Origin of the sequence: Aureliella helgolandensis (genome assembly GCF_007752135.1) — a bacterium.
In the GTDB taxonomy this organism is placed as follows: domain Bacteria; phylum Planctomycetota; class Planctomycetia; order Pirellulales; family Pirellulaceae; genus Aureliella; species Aureliella helgolandensis.
Genome location: NZ_CP036298.1, coordinates 7,104,651 through 7,122,224, shown reverse-complemented (window position 1 = coordinate 7,122,224; position 17,574 = coordinate 7,104,651). Strand labels below are relative to the sequence as shown.

Below are 17,574 nucleotides of genomic sequence, written 5' to 3'. Positions count from 1 at the left end.
TGTCCATTGCAATATGACGGTTAGAGAGCCTAAGAGGTTTGAATATGCAGATGCAGCTTAAGGTTGTAACGGGCGGACACAGCGGAAAACTCATCTCCGTAAATCACGATAAGTTCTTGATTGGACGAAGCGATGAGTGCCACCTGCGGCCCAAGAGCGAGTCCATTAGCCGACGGCACTGCGCAATTATTCGCAAAGATGGCCGCATTTTGTTGATCGACTTGAAGAGTCGCAATGGCACTTTGGTCAACGATAAGAAGCTGGACCCTGCTCGCGCGAAAATTCTCAAAGACGGCGACCATATCCGTGTTGGCAAGCTAGAGTTTATTGCCGTCATTGAGGCCGGGGTTAGCAACGTCAAGAAGCCCGAAGTTAAGGACGTTAAAGATGCGGCAGCGCGCACGGCCGAAAATACCGGCGATAGCCGCTATGACGAAGTCAGTGTAAGTAGCTGGCTTGAAGAGGCCGATCAAATCGAACGCTCGCAAGATGATCCCGAGACTCGGCAGTTTCACATTGCCGAAAGCAAGGATATTCCTGAATCGACGATCATGGAGCTCAAGGCGGAGGAAGAAACTAAATCGGATGTCGCTAAGGGAAAATCCAAACCAGGCAAACTGCCACCGATTCCAAAGGGGCCCCAGTCCGGCAATTCGAAGGATGCAGCCTCTGAAACGCTTCGTAAGTTCTTTAGCGGACGCTAGTCCCGCATTCTCGGTCGACCGCAGCGCGGAGGACGATCGCAGCGCCTCTTCAGAGGGCTGGCTTTCGCCTGCCACCTCAATGGGGGGTCGGCTGTGGGGCCTGCTCCTGGTAGTTGCGTTCTGTTCTTGGACGGCCTCGGCTCCAGCGTTGGCTCAGCAGCAGTATACGGTCGAGCTTCGCAACGGTTTGCGGCTGGGGCCTGGGCAAGTGACCGCGGTCGCTTCCATCTCGACGAATTCATTCCAAGCGGGTTCTCCAGCGGGTGAAGTCCAGGGGATGCCGATCCAACGCCTCGATAATGGGGTTACTGCCACCTATTACAACGGCAGTCCCATGAACGTGTTGGCTGCCCGCGAATCTACCATCGCCTCCTTCGAAGAAATCGTATTTCCCTCTTCGATGGAAGTAGCCACCACCGGTGTAGCTCCCGCGATCTTAGGCGTCTTGGGCGTTAGCGAGTTCAGTAAGTACGGACGTCGCGAATACAAGTTGATGACCACCCGCGGGCCGGTCAGTCTGACGCAAGGCATTACGTTGCTCTCTCCCGTATTTGCCAAAGTCGAAGTGCTGAGATCCGACGCGACTCAATTCGCTTGGGACCAACGACGCACCACCTCGTCCATACCAGCCCAAACGCTTCGTGAAATTTTGATGCAAGTCCTCGATATGTCCAGTTCGGGAGACTGGCTGCGGATGGTCCGCTTCTACATGCAAGCGGAACGCTATGTGGAGGCGCGTGACGTCATGGAGGAGGCGATTAGGAAGTTTCCACTGGAGCTGAAGGATAGTCGCAACTTACTCACGCAGTTGGAGCAGCTTCTCTCCCAGCAGAAATTCAATGAAATCAAGCTTCGGCGGCAAGCTGGACAACATAAAGTTGCAGGCCATCTGCTATCCATCTTTCCGAAGGATACGCTGCCGTTGGAAACCCAGGTCAAGCTGGCCGACGAATTGCAAACACTGCAAGCGCAGATTCGTGTGGTGAGCGAAGCGACCGTAGCACTGCAGGAGAAAGTGGCAGAATTGCCTGAGGTGGAGCGGACGTTTTTGGCGCCGACTGTGACCGAACTGTTGGAAGAGGTTAATCTTGAATCGGCCGCTCGCTTGGCGGATTTTCAGCGTCTCCGTTTTGATCCCGATCTGCCTCCTGAGAATATTGTCGCCTTAGCACTGGGGGGCTGGTTGCTCGGTCCGGGCGAAGGGTTGGATAATCTGGCTGTCGTCAAATCCTTGATTCGCGTTCGCGAGTTGGTCCGCGAGTACCTCAACGGGTCCTCGCCAGCGCGACGCGAAGAGATTTTGCGTCAGTTGCAGAGTGAGGAAGGGGCTCAGCCGCAGTTCTTAGATAAGATTTTGGAGGTCATGAAACCGCCTCAGTCCCCTCCGCAGGTGAAGGATGGGGATCCCGAGGGCATGTACCGCCTGAGTGTGCCGCGGCCTGGTGGGGATCCGGTGCAATATGTCGTGCAACTGCCCCCGGAATACGATCCCAATCGGAAATATCCCTGCGTGCTGGCCATGACAGGGCGTGGCATGAGTCCGGAATTTGAATTGGATTGGTGGTGTGGACAGCAGGTAGATTGGCAAGACACTCAGGTTCGCTTTGGGCAAGCCACACGCCACGGCGTGATCGTGGTTTCTCCAGACTGGATGCTCGATCGACAGACCGAATACGAGTACTCCGAAGGCGAACACGATCGCATGTTAGCTTGCTTGCGAGATGCGTTTCGAAAGTTCTCGATCGACACCGACCGAGTCTTCGTGTCTGGGCACTACGATGGAGCTACTGCCGCCTGGGATTTAGCTCTCTCGCATCCCGATTTGTGGGCTGGGGCCATTATGATCAGCCCTGGAGCCGACAAATACATCGTGCAGTATAGTGAGAATATTAAGGCGTCCCGGCGCCTCAAGGACCAGATACCGGTGGCGACCTACATCGTTTACGGCGATAGCGACGGGACGCGTGCGGGCAGCCAATTGGGAACGGTGGGGACGCGCTATCTGTCTTCACCCCTCTATGACTCGATGGTGGTCGAGTACCGCGGCTGTGGCCGCGAAACCTTCTCCTCGGAATTGCCTAAGATCAGTGAGTGGATGGTCTTGTCCAGCCACCGTCGGCTGCGGACGCCGCAAGTCATTGATGTTACGACGATGCGCTCGGGAGATCGGTTTTTCTATTGGCTGGAAGCTCCGCAGATCATTCCCACCGCCACGGGCAATGCCTATCAATTTGACCCCAGTGCCAAAGCCGGCTTTGAGGCTCGACTGCTCGCCCCCACGATGAACGGTATTGTCGTCAGCAAGATTCCGTCGCCTGGGAACTCCACGATCGTCTGGCTAACCCCTGACATGGTCGATTTTTCGCGTACAATTACGATTAATGTTCAGGGGGACTCCTCGCGCTTGGAATTATCACCCAGTATTAGCGTAATGCTCGAGGATGTTCGCCAACGGGGGGATCGGATGCACGTCTTCTGGCAGCGCGTGGCTCTGTAGTTTACCGTTGCACCCAAGGGCAAACTGCCGCAACCCACGGGATTGAGCTTGAATGGAATTCAATGCAGAACAGCAGACGGCGTTGACGAGTGAAGCGCGCAATCTGCTCGTATTGGCAGGAGCTGGGACGGGGAAAACTCGGACGATCATCGGCCGAGCGCGGCACTTGCTCGCTACCGGTGTTTCTCCCAAACGCATCGTGATCGTCACCTTCACTCGGCGTGCGGCCAGTGAAATACGCGGGCGTTTGATCAAAGCGGCCGGAGAGGATGCGGCTACCGTTGTCACGGGCACGTTCCACAATTTCTGCCTGAGGATCATGCGGTCCCGGCAGCGTTGGTTCGGTTTTACCGATCTGACGGTTATGGATCGTGATGACCAGTTGCAGTTGATGAAGCTCGCGCGAGGAGAGATTGTTGGCAAGGACTCGTCCATTGCCAAAGCCGCTCAGCTCGTAAGCTTCTACTCCTACGCCCGCAACACCAACCAGCCCCCGCGGAAGTATCTGGAAAAGTTTGCTGAGCTCGATCCACCTGCCGTTGAAATAGTGCTGAAGATTTTTGCGAAGTACAAAGAACGCAAGTTGGCGGGATCCTACTTCGATTACGACGATATCCTTCACCGCTTTGCCAAGGTCTTGCACGATAGCGACGAAGTCCGTCGCAAAGTGGCTCAGCAATTTGACCACGTGCTGGTCGATGAGATGCAGGATACCAACCCGCTGCAGTGGTTGATTCTCGAGAGCCTAGCCGAGTATGCGCATTTGTTCTGCGTGGGCGACGATGCGCAGAGTATTTACGCCTTTCGCGGCGCCGATTTCAAGAACGTGCACTCTTTCAACTCGAGGCTGCCCAATTCGGAGACCTTGAAGCTGGAGCAGAACTATCGATCGACTCAGCCCATCCTCGATTTGGCCAACTGGCTGCTCGAAGTCTCCGACCTCAAATACGAGAAACGCCTGCGGGCGGTGCGCGGAGCGGGCGATAAGCCACAGTTGCTCGATTTTGAGAATGAATACGATGAGGCTGAGTGGATTGTCGGCCGCATTATGAAGAGGCACGCCGAGGGGGCAAGGTGGGACGATCACATGGTGCTTTGCCGCTCCGCCTACGTAGCCCGACCGGTGGAAGGGTTGCTGATTGAACGCAAGATCCCCTATCGCTTTGTCGGTGGCATCGGCTTGCTGCAGATGGCCCATGTCCGTGACTTGCTGTCCGTGCTGCGGGTTGCCGTCAATTATCGAGATGAGTTGGCTTGGATGCGCTACCTAACGCTATGGCCTCGAATTGGCGAAGTGACCGCTGCAAAAATGGTTTGCAAGATTGTCAGCACTTCATCCTCTAGCGAAGCGGCCAGCGTGTTGGATGAAGCGGTGGGCAAACGCACTGAAATTGCAGAGGCAGTGCATCTCGTTGCTCGCCAGCAGCGAGCACCGAGTGAGGCCATCCAGCAGTTGACTCAGAATCTGGAACCGCTCTTTGAAACCCGCTACGAAAATTGGGAATCGCGCAGTAAGGATTTTCGTCTGCTGGGGAAATTGGCTGCCAAGCATCAGGATGTGGCGACGTTTCTGGAAACCTACACGCTTGATCCCATGTCGGCTAGCGAAGCCAGTCCCTCCGAGGGCGATGATATCGTCACGCTGATCACCGTGCACAGCGCGAAGGGAACGGAGTCCAAGGCGTGCTATGTGGTGGGAGTGCAGCCCGGCAATTACCCGCATACCCGCAGCCTGGACGATGCCGAGGCAATCGAGGAGGAACGCCGCGTTCTGTACGTAGCACTCACCCGAGCCGAAGACGAATTGGTGCTAACCCGGCACTTTTCGCGCGGCCCAGCCCGCGTCTCTTGGAATGCTCCGGTCCAAACCCACTACTTTCTGGAACGCTTGCCGAAAACCTTGGTGGACTCCAAGTCGCTCTTCGGATCGCTCTACGATGTTTCTTGGGACGACGATTACATCGGCTAAATGGGCCTGGTCTCACATGGTATGATTGTCTCTGATCCAGCTTCCTAAATCTCAGTTGGTCTTCCGCGACACCTCCCCTGCCCTCCTCTGGCAATACCATGACTCTCATTGACTATCTCGTACTCGGCGCCTATTTCCTGGTGATGATTGCTATCGGCGTTTGGGCCATGCGGCGCGTGAGCGATCAAGAAGATTACTTCATGGGGGGGCGAGGTTTCGGCAAGATATTGCAGACGTTTGCGGCGTTTGGTGCCGGGACTGGCGCTCACGAACCGGTTCAAGTCGGTAGCACTGCATGGACCAGTGGACTGAGCGGCGTGTGGTCAGCTTTGATGTGGCTGTTTGTTACGCCCATCTATTGGATTACTGCAGTCTGGTATCGGCGAATGCGGCATTTGACGCTGGGCGATTGGTTTGTAGAGCGTTATGAATCGCGGGCCATGGGAGTTGCCTACACTCTCTTTGCAATCGTGTTCTACATGGTTTACTTGTCCACCATGTTCTCCGCCATTGCCGCTTTTGCCGTCCCGTTGGTTGGCGTTGAGAACGGATTGTTTGGGTTGGAACTCAAGTACACTTTGATCCCTGGGATCGCTGCAATTGTGATTGTTTATGGTGTGCTAGGCGGGCTAACCGCTGCATACTGGACAGATTTGATTCAAGGTTTGTTCATTATCCTACTGTCGGTTCTGCTGATTCCCTTCGGTCTGTGGGCGCTGGCCAAGAAGTATGGAGCAGAGGGGCAGCAGGGATTGATGGATGGTTTTCGGATCATGCATGAACGCGTTTCCAGCGACCATTTCAGTCTCTTCTCCGGGCCGAGCAGTGGTGAGTTTCCCATTCACTACATCATTTCCCTCTCGCTGCTAGGGATGGTCGGAATCGTGGTTCAGCCGCACTTTATTGCCACCGGTGGTGGTTCCGCGAAAACCGAAGATGAAGCCCGTATCGGCTTGGTCGTTGGCAATTTTCTCAAGCGACTTTGTACAGCCGGCTGGGCTCTCACGGCGCTGATCGCGTTGGCCTTGTTGGCCGGCAGTGCTGAAATTGCAACGAACCCGGATCGAGTGTGGGGTGTGGCCGCTCGCGAGATACTCGGCCCACTCAACTTGGGGCTCGTGGGACTCATGCTCGCCTGCCTATTGGCGGCGATGATGAGCTCGGCAGATACCTACATGATTGTGACCTCCGGCTTGGTTGTCAGAAACGTCTATGCCGCCTATATCGACTCCAATGCCAGTGAGAAGAAATACGTGCTCGTCGGACGACTCACCGGACTCTTGATTATCGTCGGTGCTGCGGTATTCGCGATCATGTATGCTGATGTGTTTGCGCAGTTCAAAATCGCAATGGAGCTGCCAATTTTGTTCGCGGCTCCCTTCTGGGTTGGCATGTACTGGCGGAGGGCCAATCGGACAGCCGTGTGGGGAACGATTCTATTTTCGCTGTTGCTATTCTTTGTCTTGCCGGTGGTCATCCCCAGTGCCTGGCCAGGTCTGCGCGAAAACCCAACGCTCTCGACGACGACGCATATCGTCACCAAAACGTTTGAGCGCGAGGCTACGGAGTCCGATGTCGCTCGACACGAGGCTTGGGTGGCCGCTCAGGCGGCGCTGGCACAGGCAGATGCTGAGGGCAAGGTATCGCTGGGCCCTGAACCACCGCAGGCCATCTTGGGAGAACCCATCACAATCCAACTGAGGAGTGGTGGGACGTCGATCTTTTGGAAGGGAGATGTCAAACCGGCTGGTGAGCCGCAACTGGAGCTGGTAGAGGAGCATCAGGAAGGAGAAATGTTCGTTCGCGTTGAGCGGAAGGTTGGGCCGCAGGTTGGGCAGGGAAGTTTCAATTTTGATTTCTTGCTCTATTCGGCTCTCGGCATTGACCTTTCGGGAGCGTCCAAGGCAACCCTCGAGACACTTCGCTTGCCTACCCGCTTGCTGATGCCATTCGTCGTCTTACTGCTGCTTAGTTTTCTGACGCCGCGCGGAACCGACGAAGCCTTGAATCGCTACTTTGCCAAGATGAATACTCCGGTATTGGCAGACCACAAGGCGGACCAACTTGCGCTGCAGGCAGCTTACGCCTCGCCCAAAGCCACCGAGGGACGCAAGATTTTTCCCGGCTCGGATTGGGAGTTTGTCCGCCCGACGATCATGGACGTGGGCGGATTTGTCGCTTCGTGCTGTGTGTGCGTGCTGATCATCGGTTTGCTCATGTGGCTAGCTAATATTGGCAGCTAACGGCGGGAGCGGAAAAAGGTGTCGGACACGAATGGCACTTAATCGGCGTAAGTCCTATGCCTCCCCGGGTTTGTATTCGCTTCTTGGCTTTTGCATCAGCTTGTATTTCTTCGGTCTTCGCTTGAGCACCCTGGGCTCGTAGCGGTCCGGTCGATTGCCAACTGCGTGTTGCAAGCAGCAGCGGTACAACACCGTGCATAATTCATCGGCGTTGCTGATTAGGCCTAGAACCGGAAGCATATCCGTCACCGTTGTCAGTGTTGACTTGAAACTGATATGCCAAGGTTGAACGTCGCCTTCGACGGCCGCTTCAGACATCACCCCGCGAATCAAATTGTAAGCCAACATGTGCGTCCGAATTTCGTTCCGCACTCGATGCGGCTTTTTACAGCGCAAGTGTTCCATCTGCATGACCGTTTTCAAGCTCCGTAAATGAAGTTCTGCTTGCCACCTTCTACGGAACAGGGCCGCGATGTCCTCCCTCGTGTACTCCGTATCGTCCGACAGCGATGTGTGAACGATAATCTCGCGAGTGCGAAATCCGTTGTTCTCAACTCGGATACGGATCTCGCGAATGGTGATGAAGTCCGGGTACGTCTCGTACTCTTCAATGCTCATCCAGTCGGGACGAGCTGGCTTGTCGATTTGGATGGAGTGATCGTCTTTGCCGTAACCAATTCCAGTCCGAAAATCTGACTTGCGCAACTGGTGTTTGCGAACAACGACGTGTGCACCACGTTGAATCATCCTCGCCATCTCGAACCAACCCGCATAGGCGCGATCAGCTAGGAAAATATCGGTTTCTTCGATGATTGCGTCGATCTGACGAAACAAACTTACTTCGTGAGTGAACTTACCTTTGTATCGGCCCATCGCCATGTCGAGCACAACGCCAGTCGACAACGCGAACAGTACAACGACTCGCAAGATCGGAAATCCACAACCGGGTGCTTGACTACTAAGTTGCGGGTAGGCGGCTTGATTCTCCGACGTGTCTGCCATCGTAACGGTGGCACCATCGGCGGTGATCACGCGGTGCCCCAGCCATCGCCAATGGTCGGGACTGCTGTCTTCAATCGCAAGTCCGCTGGCCGTCACAAGACGTTGCATGGATTGCTCGTCGATTTTGTCTCGAGCAATGCAGTAAGCACCGGTTTCGGCAGAGCAAGCAGTTTGGTTGTTGGCGACTCGATGGGTGATCAGCTTGGCGACCGCAGAGACGCAGCCGTGGTGGATGCTCATGACTTGCGAGAGGAAGACCCACAGCGTGACCGATGTGTTGTAAACTCTGGCCGAATCGAGAATGGCACTTGCATTGCCAAAGACTGACGCGATAGTCTCTTTGGAGATCAAGGCGGCGAAGTAAAGATCGCCGTGTTGGCGCGCATGTTGGACTCGACAGCGGAACGAATCAAACGGATGATGGCACACGGGGGCTTCCTTGCTTGGTGTGTTCGGGAGGTAAGATTACCCAAACTCATCGCAAGTGAAGCCCCCTGCTGTCAATCGAACTTAACTCTAGAAGCACCAGTACCTTAGGCCGATTAAGTGCCATTCGTGTCGGACACCTTTTCCGCGGACACCTTTTTCCGTGCTAACCCAAGACTAAAGTTTGAAAAGGCACTAAGAGGCCATTCTGAGGGAAGCCTGCTGATGCAGGCTCTCAATTCTGTTTTCAAAGGTAACCATCGATTGAATAAAATATTTCTTGTTGGCAGTATGCTCCTGTTGCTGGTCGGAACATTGGGAGCGGCAAGAGCCTCTGAGAAGGCAGTGCGAGTGATCGTCGACGCGGATACCGCGAATGAAATCGACGATATCTATGCGATTGTTCGAGCTCTGGTTGCGCCCGAGTTTCGAGTCGAGGGGGTGACATCGGCTCACTTCACGCGCTCTACAGAACCCAACGAAACCGTCCATCGAAGCCAGGTGCTCAACGAGCAAATCTTGGATTCGATGGGGCTGAGTGGATCGATTCCCCATCCAATCGGAGCCGATCGTTCGATGGCTGCACCGACCGAGCCCGTTGATTCGCCAGCCGCTCGGTTGATTATCGAAAGAGCCCACGCCGGAACCGCCGACGATAAGCTCGTGGTGTTTGCACTTGGAGCGTGCACGAACCTAGCGTCGGCCCTTGTTTTGGATCCCTCCATCGAGTCGAAAGTGGTCTTCGCCTTCATTGATGGCGATTACCAAGACAGTCGCTGGGGACCAGGGATCTTCAACTGGAGAAATGACATCCACGCCGTCAAAGCGATTTTTGAATCGGATGTAGAATACATTCACATGCCAGCTCGCTCGGTCAGTGTGGAGATGGTCCTGCTCAAAAAAGACGTGGACGCACACTTTAAGGGCCGGGGCGGCGTTTGGGATCTGATGGTAGACCGCTGGGAAACCTTTTCTCGCACTGCCGGAAAACCCTCCAAAGTCATGTGGGACGTGGCTCTCATCGAAGCCGTGTTGCGCCCGAAACTAGCGACCCCTGTCGTCGTCGGTGCGCCTATTATCCACGATGCTCAAAATGTCGCGCAATTTCCCGACAACCCGCGACGCGTCAAAGTCTTTGAAGCGATCGACTCTCAGGGGATGGCTCGCGACTTCTGGGACGCCATGGACGCAGCAAGCTTGAAATAAGCCTCGCTGCCTAAATCGAATGCCGCGGGATGCCCGTTAGGTCTTAGACTGCTTGGCAGGCGGATGGGCAGGAGGTCTAGGGAGGAGACGGCGGCTGTTTAGGGGAGCTTCCCCAGGGCTGCTCCGAGCCTGATTTTGCAGCCTGCCGCATATCGCACAAGCTTGTGCCTGTGGCTGAAGAAAGTGGCTTTGGCCTAAAGATGGAGACGGAAAGATCGAGACGGAAAGATGAGGACGGAAAGATGAGGACGGAAAGATGAGGACGGAAAGATGAGGACGGAAAGATAAGGACGGAAAGATGAGCCGCTAGCATTCCGTCGCTGGGCTGGCTTCTCTAATTTCGGTCAGTATCTTTTTCTTAGCCCGCGAGGGCTGCAAGCACAGCGTCTCAGGGAGACGCTTCTCAAGCTTGCACGCTGACGTTCCCCAGGAATGGTGGAATGTGTCAGCCTATGGCAGGATAGTGTGACAGGAGAGCGGTTGAGGTGAAGGCGACCAGTCTTAGGTCGAGCTGTCCCAATGGACTCGGGAATTCTTCTGCTTCCTGCTGCCCACGAAAAAATCCCTGCGGAAATCTGTTTCCGCAGGGATTGAGAATTTTCTAGAGTGGGCGAGGAGGGATTCGAACCCCCGACATCCACGGTGTAAACGTGGCGCTCTAACCAGCTGAGCTACTCGCCCCTGTGCACTTGTGAGACAAGTGCAGGAGTTGTTTTGTTCGGGTCGGCTACTTCTAGGTAGCGGACAGTTGACGGGTGCGGCGTGCGCGACGCTCTGCTCGAAGTCGGCTGCGACGCTTCACTTCACTTGGCTTTTCGTAATACTCGCGGCGACGCATCTCTTTCTTAATGCCACTTCGCTCTACTAGTTTTCGGAAACGTCGGACCGCTTCTTGAATCGTTTCGCGGTCGCGAACCATCAACTTGACCATTCAGTTACTCCAAACCCTCTTAATTTCATGCGGCTACAAATTACAAACAGAAGTCGTCTGCCGAAAACACTCGATCCGACTCTCTGCACAAAATGCCTGGACCGAACTGTTATCGTCCGAATCGTCACTTAGACACTCTGCGAACCGGACCCGAAGCGGGTGATCGCGGCACACTACTATACCACTAAATTGTCATTGCGTTGAGGGATTCTGGCGTAATGACACTAGTGGCCCCGCAGTGTACAGGGCTTTCCTCGGCCCGTCTAGGCGTTTTGGGATAGCAATTTACAAGCAATCTAGCAGCTTATTCACCAATCCTGCCGGGCCGTGTTCCGCGAGGAACCGATATTTTGCGCAACCTGTAAATTTTGCCTAGAGGGGCCACCCGGAACTTTCGGAGCAATTGTCGATCTCGATACCTTGTCGGTTCGATGGTCAGTGTTACGGGGACAGTCCGGTTGCCAGCCCCGGTTGCCAGCCCCAAGGGGTGTGAGCACTGCCAGGAGTGCGTCGCAAACATGGCTGGCCCGGCCGGCTTGTCGATGCGAACGCGTTTCTAGTTTCGACGCGATCGTACCGCCCCAGCTGGTCCTGCAGCGGTAATCACCCTTGCCTCCCATTGGGTTGGGGGGTGGTGTTTGAGGGGCAGCTCTCGTGAGCGTAGGCCTGGAGTCATCCAGTTCTCTTAGCTGCCCGCAATTCGTCCATTGATGTGTGTTTTCGCCAAGGCTACGACAAATGACTGACCAGCAGATACCAGCCAACTGCGACGCGAACCTCAAGTTGGCGGAAGTTGCGGAGGACGAGTCTGAAGGCGTTACCGCAGAAGAATCGCTCGACAGCGTGGAGCTGAGCTTGGCCCAGGTCGAGGATGCGGCGGAGGATGAAGCAGTCGCCGTTGAGGAGGAGGGGGAGAGCGAGTCTCAGAAGATTGCTGAACGGAAGGCAGCGGAGCTTGCCGAGGACAGCAATGCGAAGGGGCTGGCTTTTCTGGAGGATCTGGAAGCTCGGCATACCCGCGTTCTGGACGAATTGGACGAGCTTAATACGCGTATCGAAAGCGTGTTGGAGGGCTACCTCCAAAGCCATCAGCCCAAGCCCTCAGCGGAGCAGGCTGCGCAGCCGGCAGCGACAGGAGAGAGCTCGGCCGCTCTAGCCTCGGCTGAGATGTAGCCGCCCCTCTACGGATTCCAGTAGCAGGGCTGGCTACTGATTGGCGACTGGGCTGAGAGGGGTGCGTCGCGGATGCCCCTCGGGGTGATGCGTCACAGCCTGGTGGTGAGGTTGCTTGGGTGGGGCTAGCCACTGTCGCGAGAGTCTGTCTAGCGATAGGCGATGATTGGGCCGTCGACGCTGGGGCGCCGGAGAAGTGCTATATTGGCAGCTGCTTCAAATCGGCGATTGGTATCCGCATGGGCGCATGCCGTCGGTCGTCTATTCTGTTTTCTGTACGAGGTGTCTCGATGCAACGCCGTAATTTCCTACAGGCTTCTGCTGCCGCTGCGGGGATAGCTGCTTCCGCGAAAGAATCTTTGGCGGCTTTGGCGGACCAGCCTGTCAAACGCGTGGGGCTGATTGGTACCGGTTGGTATGGCAAGATTGACTTGCTCCGCTTGATTCAAGTTGCACCGGTGGAGGTTGTTTCGCTGTGCGATGTGGACAGTCAGATGCTGCTGGAGGCTGGGGAGATTGTGGCGGGGCGCCAAGCCAGCGGCCAGGTCCCTCGGCTGTACGACGACTATCGAGAAATGTTGGCTGAGAAGGACCTCGATTTGGTCCTGGTGGCTACACCGGATCATTGGCATGCGTTGGCCATGATTGAAGCGGTGAAGTCGGGGGCGGATGTATATGTGCAGAAGCCGACCGGAGTCGATGTGGTGGAGAGTCGCGCGATGTTGGCGGCGGCGCGCAAGTATGAGCGAGTGGTGCAGGTTGGCACGCAGCGACGGAGCACGCCGCACCTAATTGAAGCGAAGCGACGGGTGATCGATGAAGGCTTGCTGGGGAATGTGGGGCACGCTGAGATTTGTTGCTATTACCACATGCGGGCCAAGGGGAGTCCGCCGGATATGCCCCCGCCCGAGAATCTCGATTACGAAATGTGGACGGGCCCTGCCCCGCTACTCCCCTATTGTTCATTGCGGCATCCACGCAAATGGCGAGCAAACATGGAGTATGGCAATGGCATCGTGGGGGACATGTGCGTGCACATGCTCGATCTGACCCGCTGGATGTTGGATTTGGGTTGGCCGCAGCGTGTTTCGAGCAGTGGTGGGATCCTAATGGATAAGGCCAGTCGCTCTAATATCAGCGATACGCAAACCGCCACGTTCGAATTTGAGGGGTTGGACGTGGTGTGGAACCATCGCAGTTGGGGAGCTAGTCCGGATCCCGATTATCCGTGGGCTAGCATCATCTACGGCGACAGGGGGACGCTAAAGATGGATGTGCATAAGTATGAATTCATCCCCAACGGCCGCGGCGAAGCGCTGCGTGGCGAAGCTCTGTTTGAGTATGACAAGTATCCCGAGGATGAGACCGAGAAGGACCTTGAGCGGCATGTTGCGTCGGCCGTTCGAGGGCACATGCTTGATTGGTTAGCCGCCGTGGAAAGCCGCGGCCGACCGGTGGCGGATATTGAGCAGGGGCATATCTCATCGTCCTCTTGTATCCTGGCAAACGTGTCGATGGAGCTGGAGAGGACGCTGGAGTGGGATGCGAAGCTGCATCGCGTTGTGGGGGATGCCGAGGCAAATCGCAAGTTGTCGCGTCCCTACCGTGAGCCTTGGGTGCATCCGACGGTCGACAAGGTGTGAGCTCCTTGTTAGTGGGCTGGCCGGAGCCTGGTGCTAGCTGAACATTTGTCCGCGCCCGGTTGCTTCGAAGGCATTGGGGAAGTGCCGAAGCCTGGGCTGCCCCCGAGTGGGGTGGGGCCAGACGATGGAGACCACGTCGAAGCGAGCTGGTGTTTCAAGCAGATTTCGTTTCTTGAGGTAGACCAAAGCAGCTCGGGTTAGCTTGGTTTGCTTGCGGAGGTCGACGGCTTCCGACGGATCGGCGCCGAGGGAGGAGCTGCGCGTTTTGACTTCGACGAATACGATTGTCTGACCATCCAGAGCGATTAGATCGATCTCCCCGAGGCGCTGACGATGGCTGCGTTCTAGAATGCGGTAGCCCTGCTTTTGCAGGAAGCGTGCCGCTAAGCGTTCGCCAGCCGGGCCGAGGTCGGATGGTTGGTTGTTTGGGGGAGCATTGCTGGTTGGCCAAGGCATCGCTGCTCGCAGCGTTTTGCCCATGGTCCAAAAAAAACGGCCAGTGCCACGAAGGCACTGACCGAATGATTTTTTTATCGAAGGGAGCATGGGCTCGACCCACAATACCTCTGTTCCTGGGAGCTAGGCGGCAACTGGGGCTGCCTGGCTAGGGAGCCAAGGGAACTAGATGCGGCGTTCTTTGAGGCGAACCGCCTTGCCACTGCGTTCGCGTAGGAAGTAGAGCTTGGCGCGACGAACCACGCTGCGGCGCTTGACTTCGATTCGTTCAATGCGAGGCGAGTGGACCGGGAACTTACGCTCGACACCTTCGCCAGCTACGATCCGGCGGACGACGAACATGGAACGCGTTCCGCTACCGTTGCGTGCGATAACGACACCCGAGAAGACTTGGATGCGTTCCTTGTTGCCTTCTTGGATCTTAGTGTGAACATCGACTGTGTCCCCAATGTCAAATTGTGGAACTTCAGTCTTCATGGCGGCCTGTTCGACCATGGCCATAATCTTCTGGCTCATCTGTTACTCTCCGCGACTTGCTGCCTAGTTGGGGCAGCCGTGTTGACATTGTATTTGAATTGGCTGGTTTTAGCGCATTTACTCAGGAACCTAACGTTCCTGCTGCCTCTTATCGTCTTAAGAGGTAGAGCTGGGTGATTCCCACATCCTACTTTTCGCTAAGGGCTCGGACACCTTATAGTGCCGGAAGTTGTCGTTCTTGGATAGGGCAAATTGCAGACTTGAGGCAAGTTTTCAAGTTGGGGGAGTTGTGGGGCAGTTTCGTTGGGCCACTTCTACAATGGGGCTCAATTTTTGGGTGGTAGGTGATACAATCCCGCCCTATCACCGTCCGCGGCTAGAAGAATCGCTGCCGAGAAGGCCGCGAAAGAGTGGCACGCGTTCGTTGGCAGGATGCCTGTCCGGCGGCCGAATGCTGGTGCTTGCAGTTCCTGTGGGGGGCGTTTGCTCGCGTGGCTGCTCGCGGCGCAGGTTGACTAGTCGATTTCTTGAGGGGAATCGGAAGGCCTCGCACGGCCGGTGCACCTGCTTCCGAGTTGCTTGCGCGGCGGAGGGCGTTGGGGAGCCTTGCGAAGGCGGTGGTGGTGATTTTTGCAAGCTGCTGGGCCAGCCGCTCGGTGGGACCGGTGGACCGGCTAAGACTAGATCGATATGTTGCCAGCGGATCGGCTGGCCGCTGGTGGTGTGAGTGCATTGTTTAAAGGAATGTGAAGTTGGTCACGAAAACACGAAAAATATTGGTGACGGCGGCGCTCCCCTATGCGAACGGCCCGATTCATATTGGGCACTTGGTGGAGTATATCCAAACGGATATTTGGGTGCGCTTCCAGAAGTTGCGTGGCCATCGCTGTGTTTTCGTGTGCGCCGATGACACGCACGGTACCGCCATTATGCTCCGAGCTCGAGCTGAGCAACGTAGTGAAGAAGCGTTGATCGCCGAAACTCAGGCCGCGCATGAGCGAGATTTTGCTGGCTTCCAGGTGGCTTTTGATAATTACGGTAGCACCAACTCGCCCGAGAACTATGAGTTGGGGAAGCAGATTTGGTCCGCCCTGCGGCAGTCGGGGTTGATCGTTGAACGCGAGGTGGACCAGCTGTTTGATCCCGTCGCCGGAACGTTCTTGGCCGACCGCTTTGTGAGAGGCACCTGTCCGAAGTGTGCTGCCAAAGACCAGTATGGGGATAATTGTGACAAGTGTGGAGCGACCTACTCGCCCGCCGATTTGATCGACCCGGTCAGTACGCTCTCGGGGGCGACGCCGGAGGTTCGCAGTGCCCTGCACCTGTTCGTAGAGTTGGAGCAACTGCACTCCTTCCTGGAGGAATGGACGCAGAGTGGTGAGCACTTGCAGCGAGAGGTGGCGAATTACCTGAAGGGGCATTTCCTGTGCGACCCGCTTCGCGACTGGGATATCTCCCGCCCTGCCCCGTATTTTGGTTTTGAGATTCCCGATGCACCCGGCAACTACTGGTATGTCTGGTTTGACGCTCCGATAGGCTATATCGCGAGTACGTGGCAGTGGTGCAAACGCCATGGGGAGGAATTGTCCGCCTGGTGGCAGAGCCCCGAAACCGAAGTGCATCATTTTATTGGCAAGGACATCACCTACTTTCATACGTTGTTTTGGCCTGGAATGCTCAAGACGGCTGGCTTTAGTCTGCCGACGAAGGTCCACATTCATGGGTTTTTGAATGTAGGCGGGGAAAAGATGAGCAAGTCCAAGGGGACGTTCATCAAGGCAGAGACGTACCTCAAGCATCTCGATCCGGCATATTTGCGGTACTACTTCGCCAGCAAGCTTGGGCCTCGCCTCGATGATCTCGACTTGAACTTGGAAGAATTTGCCACCAAGGTGAATGCCGATATGGTCGGCAAGGTCGTCAATTTGGCGAGTCGGACAGCCAAGTTTGCAGCCAAGACCGGGCTGGCAGAACGCTATCCCGAGGATGGCGGCTTGTTTGCTGAGGCGGCAGCGGCTGGGGAGGCGATTGCTGAGGCCTATGAGGCATGTGATTTTGCGAGGGCGATGCGCTTGACTATGGAATTGGCCGATCGGGCCAATCCCTATGTTGAAAATGCGCAGCCCTGGGTGCTCGCGAAAGATCCCGAGCGGCAACAAGAATTGCAGAATGTCTGCACCGTAGCGCTGAATCTGTTCCGGCAGCTAGCTGTTTACCTGGCGCCCGTGCTGCCTCGCCTAGCGGAGCAATGTGGACAGTTGTTGGGGGACGAGATCACTGCTTGGAGTCAGAGTCAGCAACCACTCACTGGTATTTCCATTGGTAAGTTTGAGCATATGCTCACCCGCGTAAAGCGAGAGGATATTGAAGCGATGATCGACGATAGTAAAGAAGAAGCAACCCCCGCAGCTCCAGCCGACGTGGCAGGCGTTCCAGCGTCCGATCTGTGGAACGACTCGGGAGATGCCTTGGCGGCAGAACCGCTGGCCGAGACTTGTACGATCGATGACTTTGTGAAGATTGATCTGCGAGTTGCGAGAATTTTGACAGCAGAACAAGTGCCCGACGCGCGCAAGCTATTGAAGCTGACGCTAGGGTTGGGCGGGGATGAGCAGAAAACCGTCTTTGCTGGCATCAAGGCGGCCTATGAGCCGGAGTCGCTAGTGGGGCGGTTGGTGATTTGCGTAGCGAATTTGGCACCGCGCCAGATGAAATTCGGCCTGAGCGAAGGGATGGTCGCAGCAGCAGGCGGGGGAGGAGCCGAAGTCTTCTTACTCTCGCCTGACTCGGGAGCGAAGCCCGGCCAACGCGTGCACTAAGACTTGCACCGTAAGACTTGCACCGTGT

The 17,574-nt window shown here is 56.0% G+C and carries 12 protein-coding genes and 1 tRNA gene; 8 read left to right on the top strand and 5 right to left on the bottom strand.

The features are described 5' to 3' along the window. The first annotated feature begins 44 nt into the window (after nt 1-44). From Q31a_RS25235 to Q31a_RS25220, 4 genes are all read left to right on the top strand, one after another. Nucleotides 45-704, top strand: coding sequence for an FHA domain-containing protein (locus tag Q31a_RS25235; RefSeq protein ID WP_145084147.1), 660 nt, complete (start codon nt 45-47; stop codon nt 702-704). Next, nucleotides 661-3,201, top strand: a complete 2,541-nt coding sequence (locus Q31a_RS25230; protein ID WP_145084144.1) for a carboxylesterase family protein — start codon at nt 661-663, stop codon at nt 3,199-3,201. Before Q31a_RS25235 ends, Q31a_RS25230 begins: the two co-directional genes overlap by 44 nt. Nucleotides 3,202-3,253: 52 nt before the next feature. Continuing rightward, a complete protein-coding gene (locus Q31a_RS25225) occupies nt 3,254-5,170 on the top strand; it encodes an ATP-dependent helicase (protein WP_145084141.1) in 1,917 nt (638 codons plus the stop codon). Between the two features lie 98 nt (nt 5,171-5,268). Continuing rightward, on the top strand, nt 5,269-7,413 hold the full coding sequence (locus tag Q31a_RS25220) for a sodium:solute symporter family protein (protein ID WP_145084138.1): 2,145 nt from the start codon (nt 5,269-5,271) through the stop codon (nt 7,411-7,413). A gap of 54 nt (nt 7,414-7,467) precedes the next feature. Here Q31a_RS25220 and Q31a_RS25215 read toward each other — a convergent pair whose 3' ends face one another. Then, nucleotides 7,468-8,844 (bottom strand): IS4 family transposase, encoded by a 1,377-nt coding sequence (locus tag Q31a_RS25215; RefSeq protein ID WP_145084135.1) that lies wholly within the window; start codon nt 8,842-8,844, stop codon nt 7,468-7,470. 261 nt (nt 8,845-9,105) lie between these two features. Between Q31a_RS25215 and Q31a_RS25210 the strand changes: the two genes are divergently transcribed. Next, entirely contained in the window at nt 9,106-10,047 is a 942-nt protein-coding gene (locus Q31a_RS25210) for a nucleoside hydrolase (protein WP_197355661.1), read from the top strand. A gap of 607 nt (nt 10,048-10,654) precedes the next feature. Here Q31a_RS25210 and Q31a_RS25205 read toward each other — a convergent pair. Together Q31a_RS25205 and rpsU are read right to left on the bottom strand one after the other, a co-directional pair. After that, nucleotides 10,655-10,728 (bottom strand) — tRNA-Val (locus Q31a_RS25205). 52 nt (nt 10,729-10,780) lie between these two features. Next, nucleotides 10,781-10,978, bottom strand: coding sequence for a 30S ribosomal protein S21 (gene rpsU, locus Q31a_RS25200; protein WP_145084129.1), 198 nt, complete (start codon nt 10,976-10,978; stop codon nt 10,781-10,783). 738 nt (nt 10,979-11,716) lie between these two features. On the opposite strand from rpsU, the gene Q31a_RS25195 reads away from it, so the two are divergent. Together Q31a_RS25195 and Q31a_RS25190 are read left to right on the top strand one after the other, a co-directional pair. Further along, a complete protein-coding gene (locus Q31a_RS25195; RefSeq protein ID WP_145084126.1) occupies nt 11,717-12,151 on the top strand; it encodes a hypothetical protein in 435 nt (144 codons plus the stop codon). Between the two features lie 290 nt (nt 12,152-12,441). Beyond that, nucleotides 12,442-13,794 (top strand): Gfo/Idh/MocA family protein, encoded by a 1,353-nt coding sequence (locus Q31a_RS25190; protein WP_145084123.1) that lies wholly within the window; start codon nt 12,442-12,444, stop codon nt 13,792-13,794. 33 nt (nt 13,795-13,827) lie between these two features. On the opposite strand, the gene Q31a_RS25185 is transcribed toward Q31a_RS25190, so the two are convergent. Continuing rightward, nucleotides 13,828-14,250 carry a YraN family protein gene (locus tag Q31a_RS25185; RefSeq protein ID WP_145084120.1) on the bottom strand — a complete coding sequence of 141 codons (423 nt, stop codon included), beginning with the start codon at nt 14,248-14,250 and terminating at the stop codon, nt 13,828-13,830. Nucleotides 14,251-14,415: 165 nt separating this feature from the next. Beyond that, entirely contained in the window at nt 14,416-14,766 is a 351-nt protein-coding gene (gene rplS, locus Q31a_RS25180; protein WP_145084117.1) for a 50S ribosomal protein L19, read from the bottom strand. Between the two features lie 713 nt (nt 14,767-15,479). Between rplS and metG the strand changes: the two genes are divergently transcribed. Beyond that, a complete protein-coding gene (metG, locus tag Q31a_RS25175) occupies nt 15,480-17,546 on the top strand; it encodes a methionine--tRNA ligase (protein ID WP_145084114.1) in 2,067 nt (688 codons plus the stop codon). The last annotated feature ends 28 nt before the right edge of the window (nt 17,547-17,574 follow it).

Bases quoted from the DNA above. Each gene is read 5' to 3' on its own strand.
- Q31a_RS25230 (WP_145084144.1), top strand. From the start codon at position 661: ATGCAGCCTCTGAAACGCTTCGTAAGTTCTTTAGCGGACGCTAGTCCC.
- Q31a_RS25225 (WP_145084141.1), top strand. From the start codon at position 3,254: ATGGAATTCAATGCAGAACAGCAGACGGCGTTGACGAGTGAAGCGCGC.
- Q31a_RS25185 (WP_145084120.1), bottom strand. From the start codon at position 14,250: ATGCCTTGGCCAACCAGCAATGCTCCCCCAAACAACCAACCATCCGAC.
- Q31a_RS25220 (WP_145084138.1), top strand. From the start codon at position 5,269: ATGACTCTCATTGACTATCTCGTACTCGGCGCCTATTTCCTGGTGATG.
- Q31a_RS25235 (WP_145084147.1), top strand. From the start codon at position 45: ATGCAGATGCAGCTTAAGGTTGTAACGGGCGGACACAGCGGAAAACTC.
- rpsU (WP_145084129.1), bottom strand. From the start codon at position 10,978: ATGGTCAAGTTGATGGTTCGCGACCGCGAAACGATTCAAGAAGCGGTC.
- rplS (WP_145084117.1), bottom strand. From the start codon at position 14,766: ATGAGCCAGAAGATTATGGCCATGGTCGAACAGGCCGCCATGAAGACT.
- Q31a_RS25190 (WP_145084123.1), top strand. From the start codon at position 12,442: ATGCAACGCCGTAATTTCCTACAGGCTTCTGCTGCCGCTGCGGGGATA.
- Q31a_RS25195 (WP_145084126.1), top strand. From the start codon at position 11,717: ATGACTGACCAGCAGATACCAGCCAACTGCGACGCGAACCTCAAGTTG.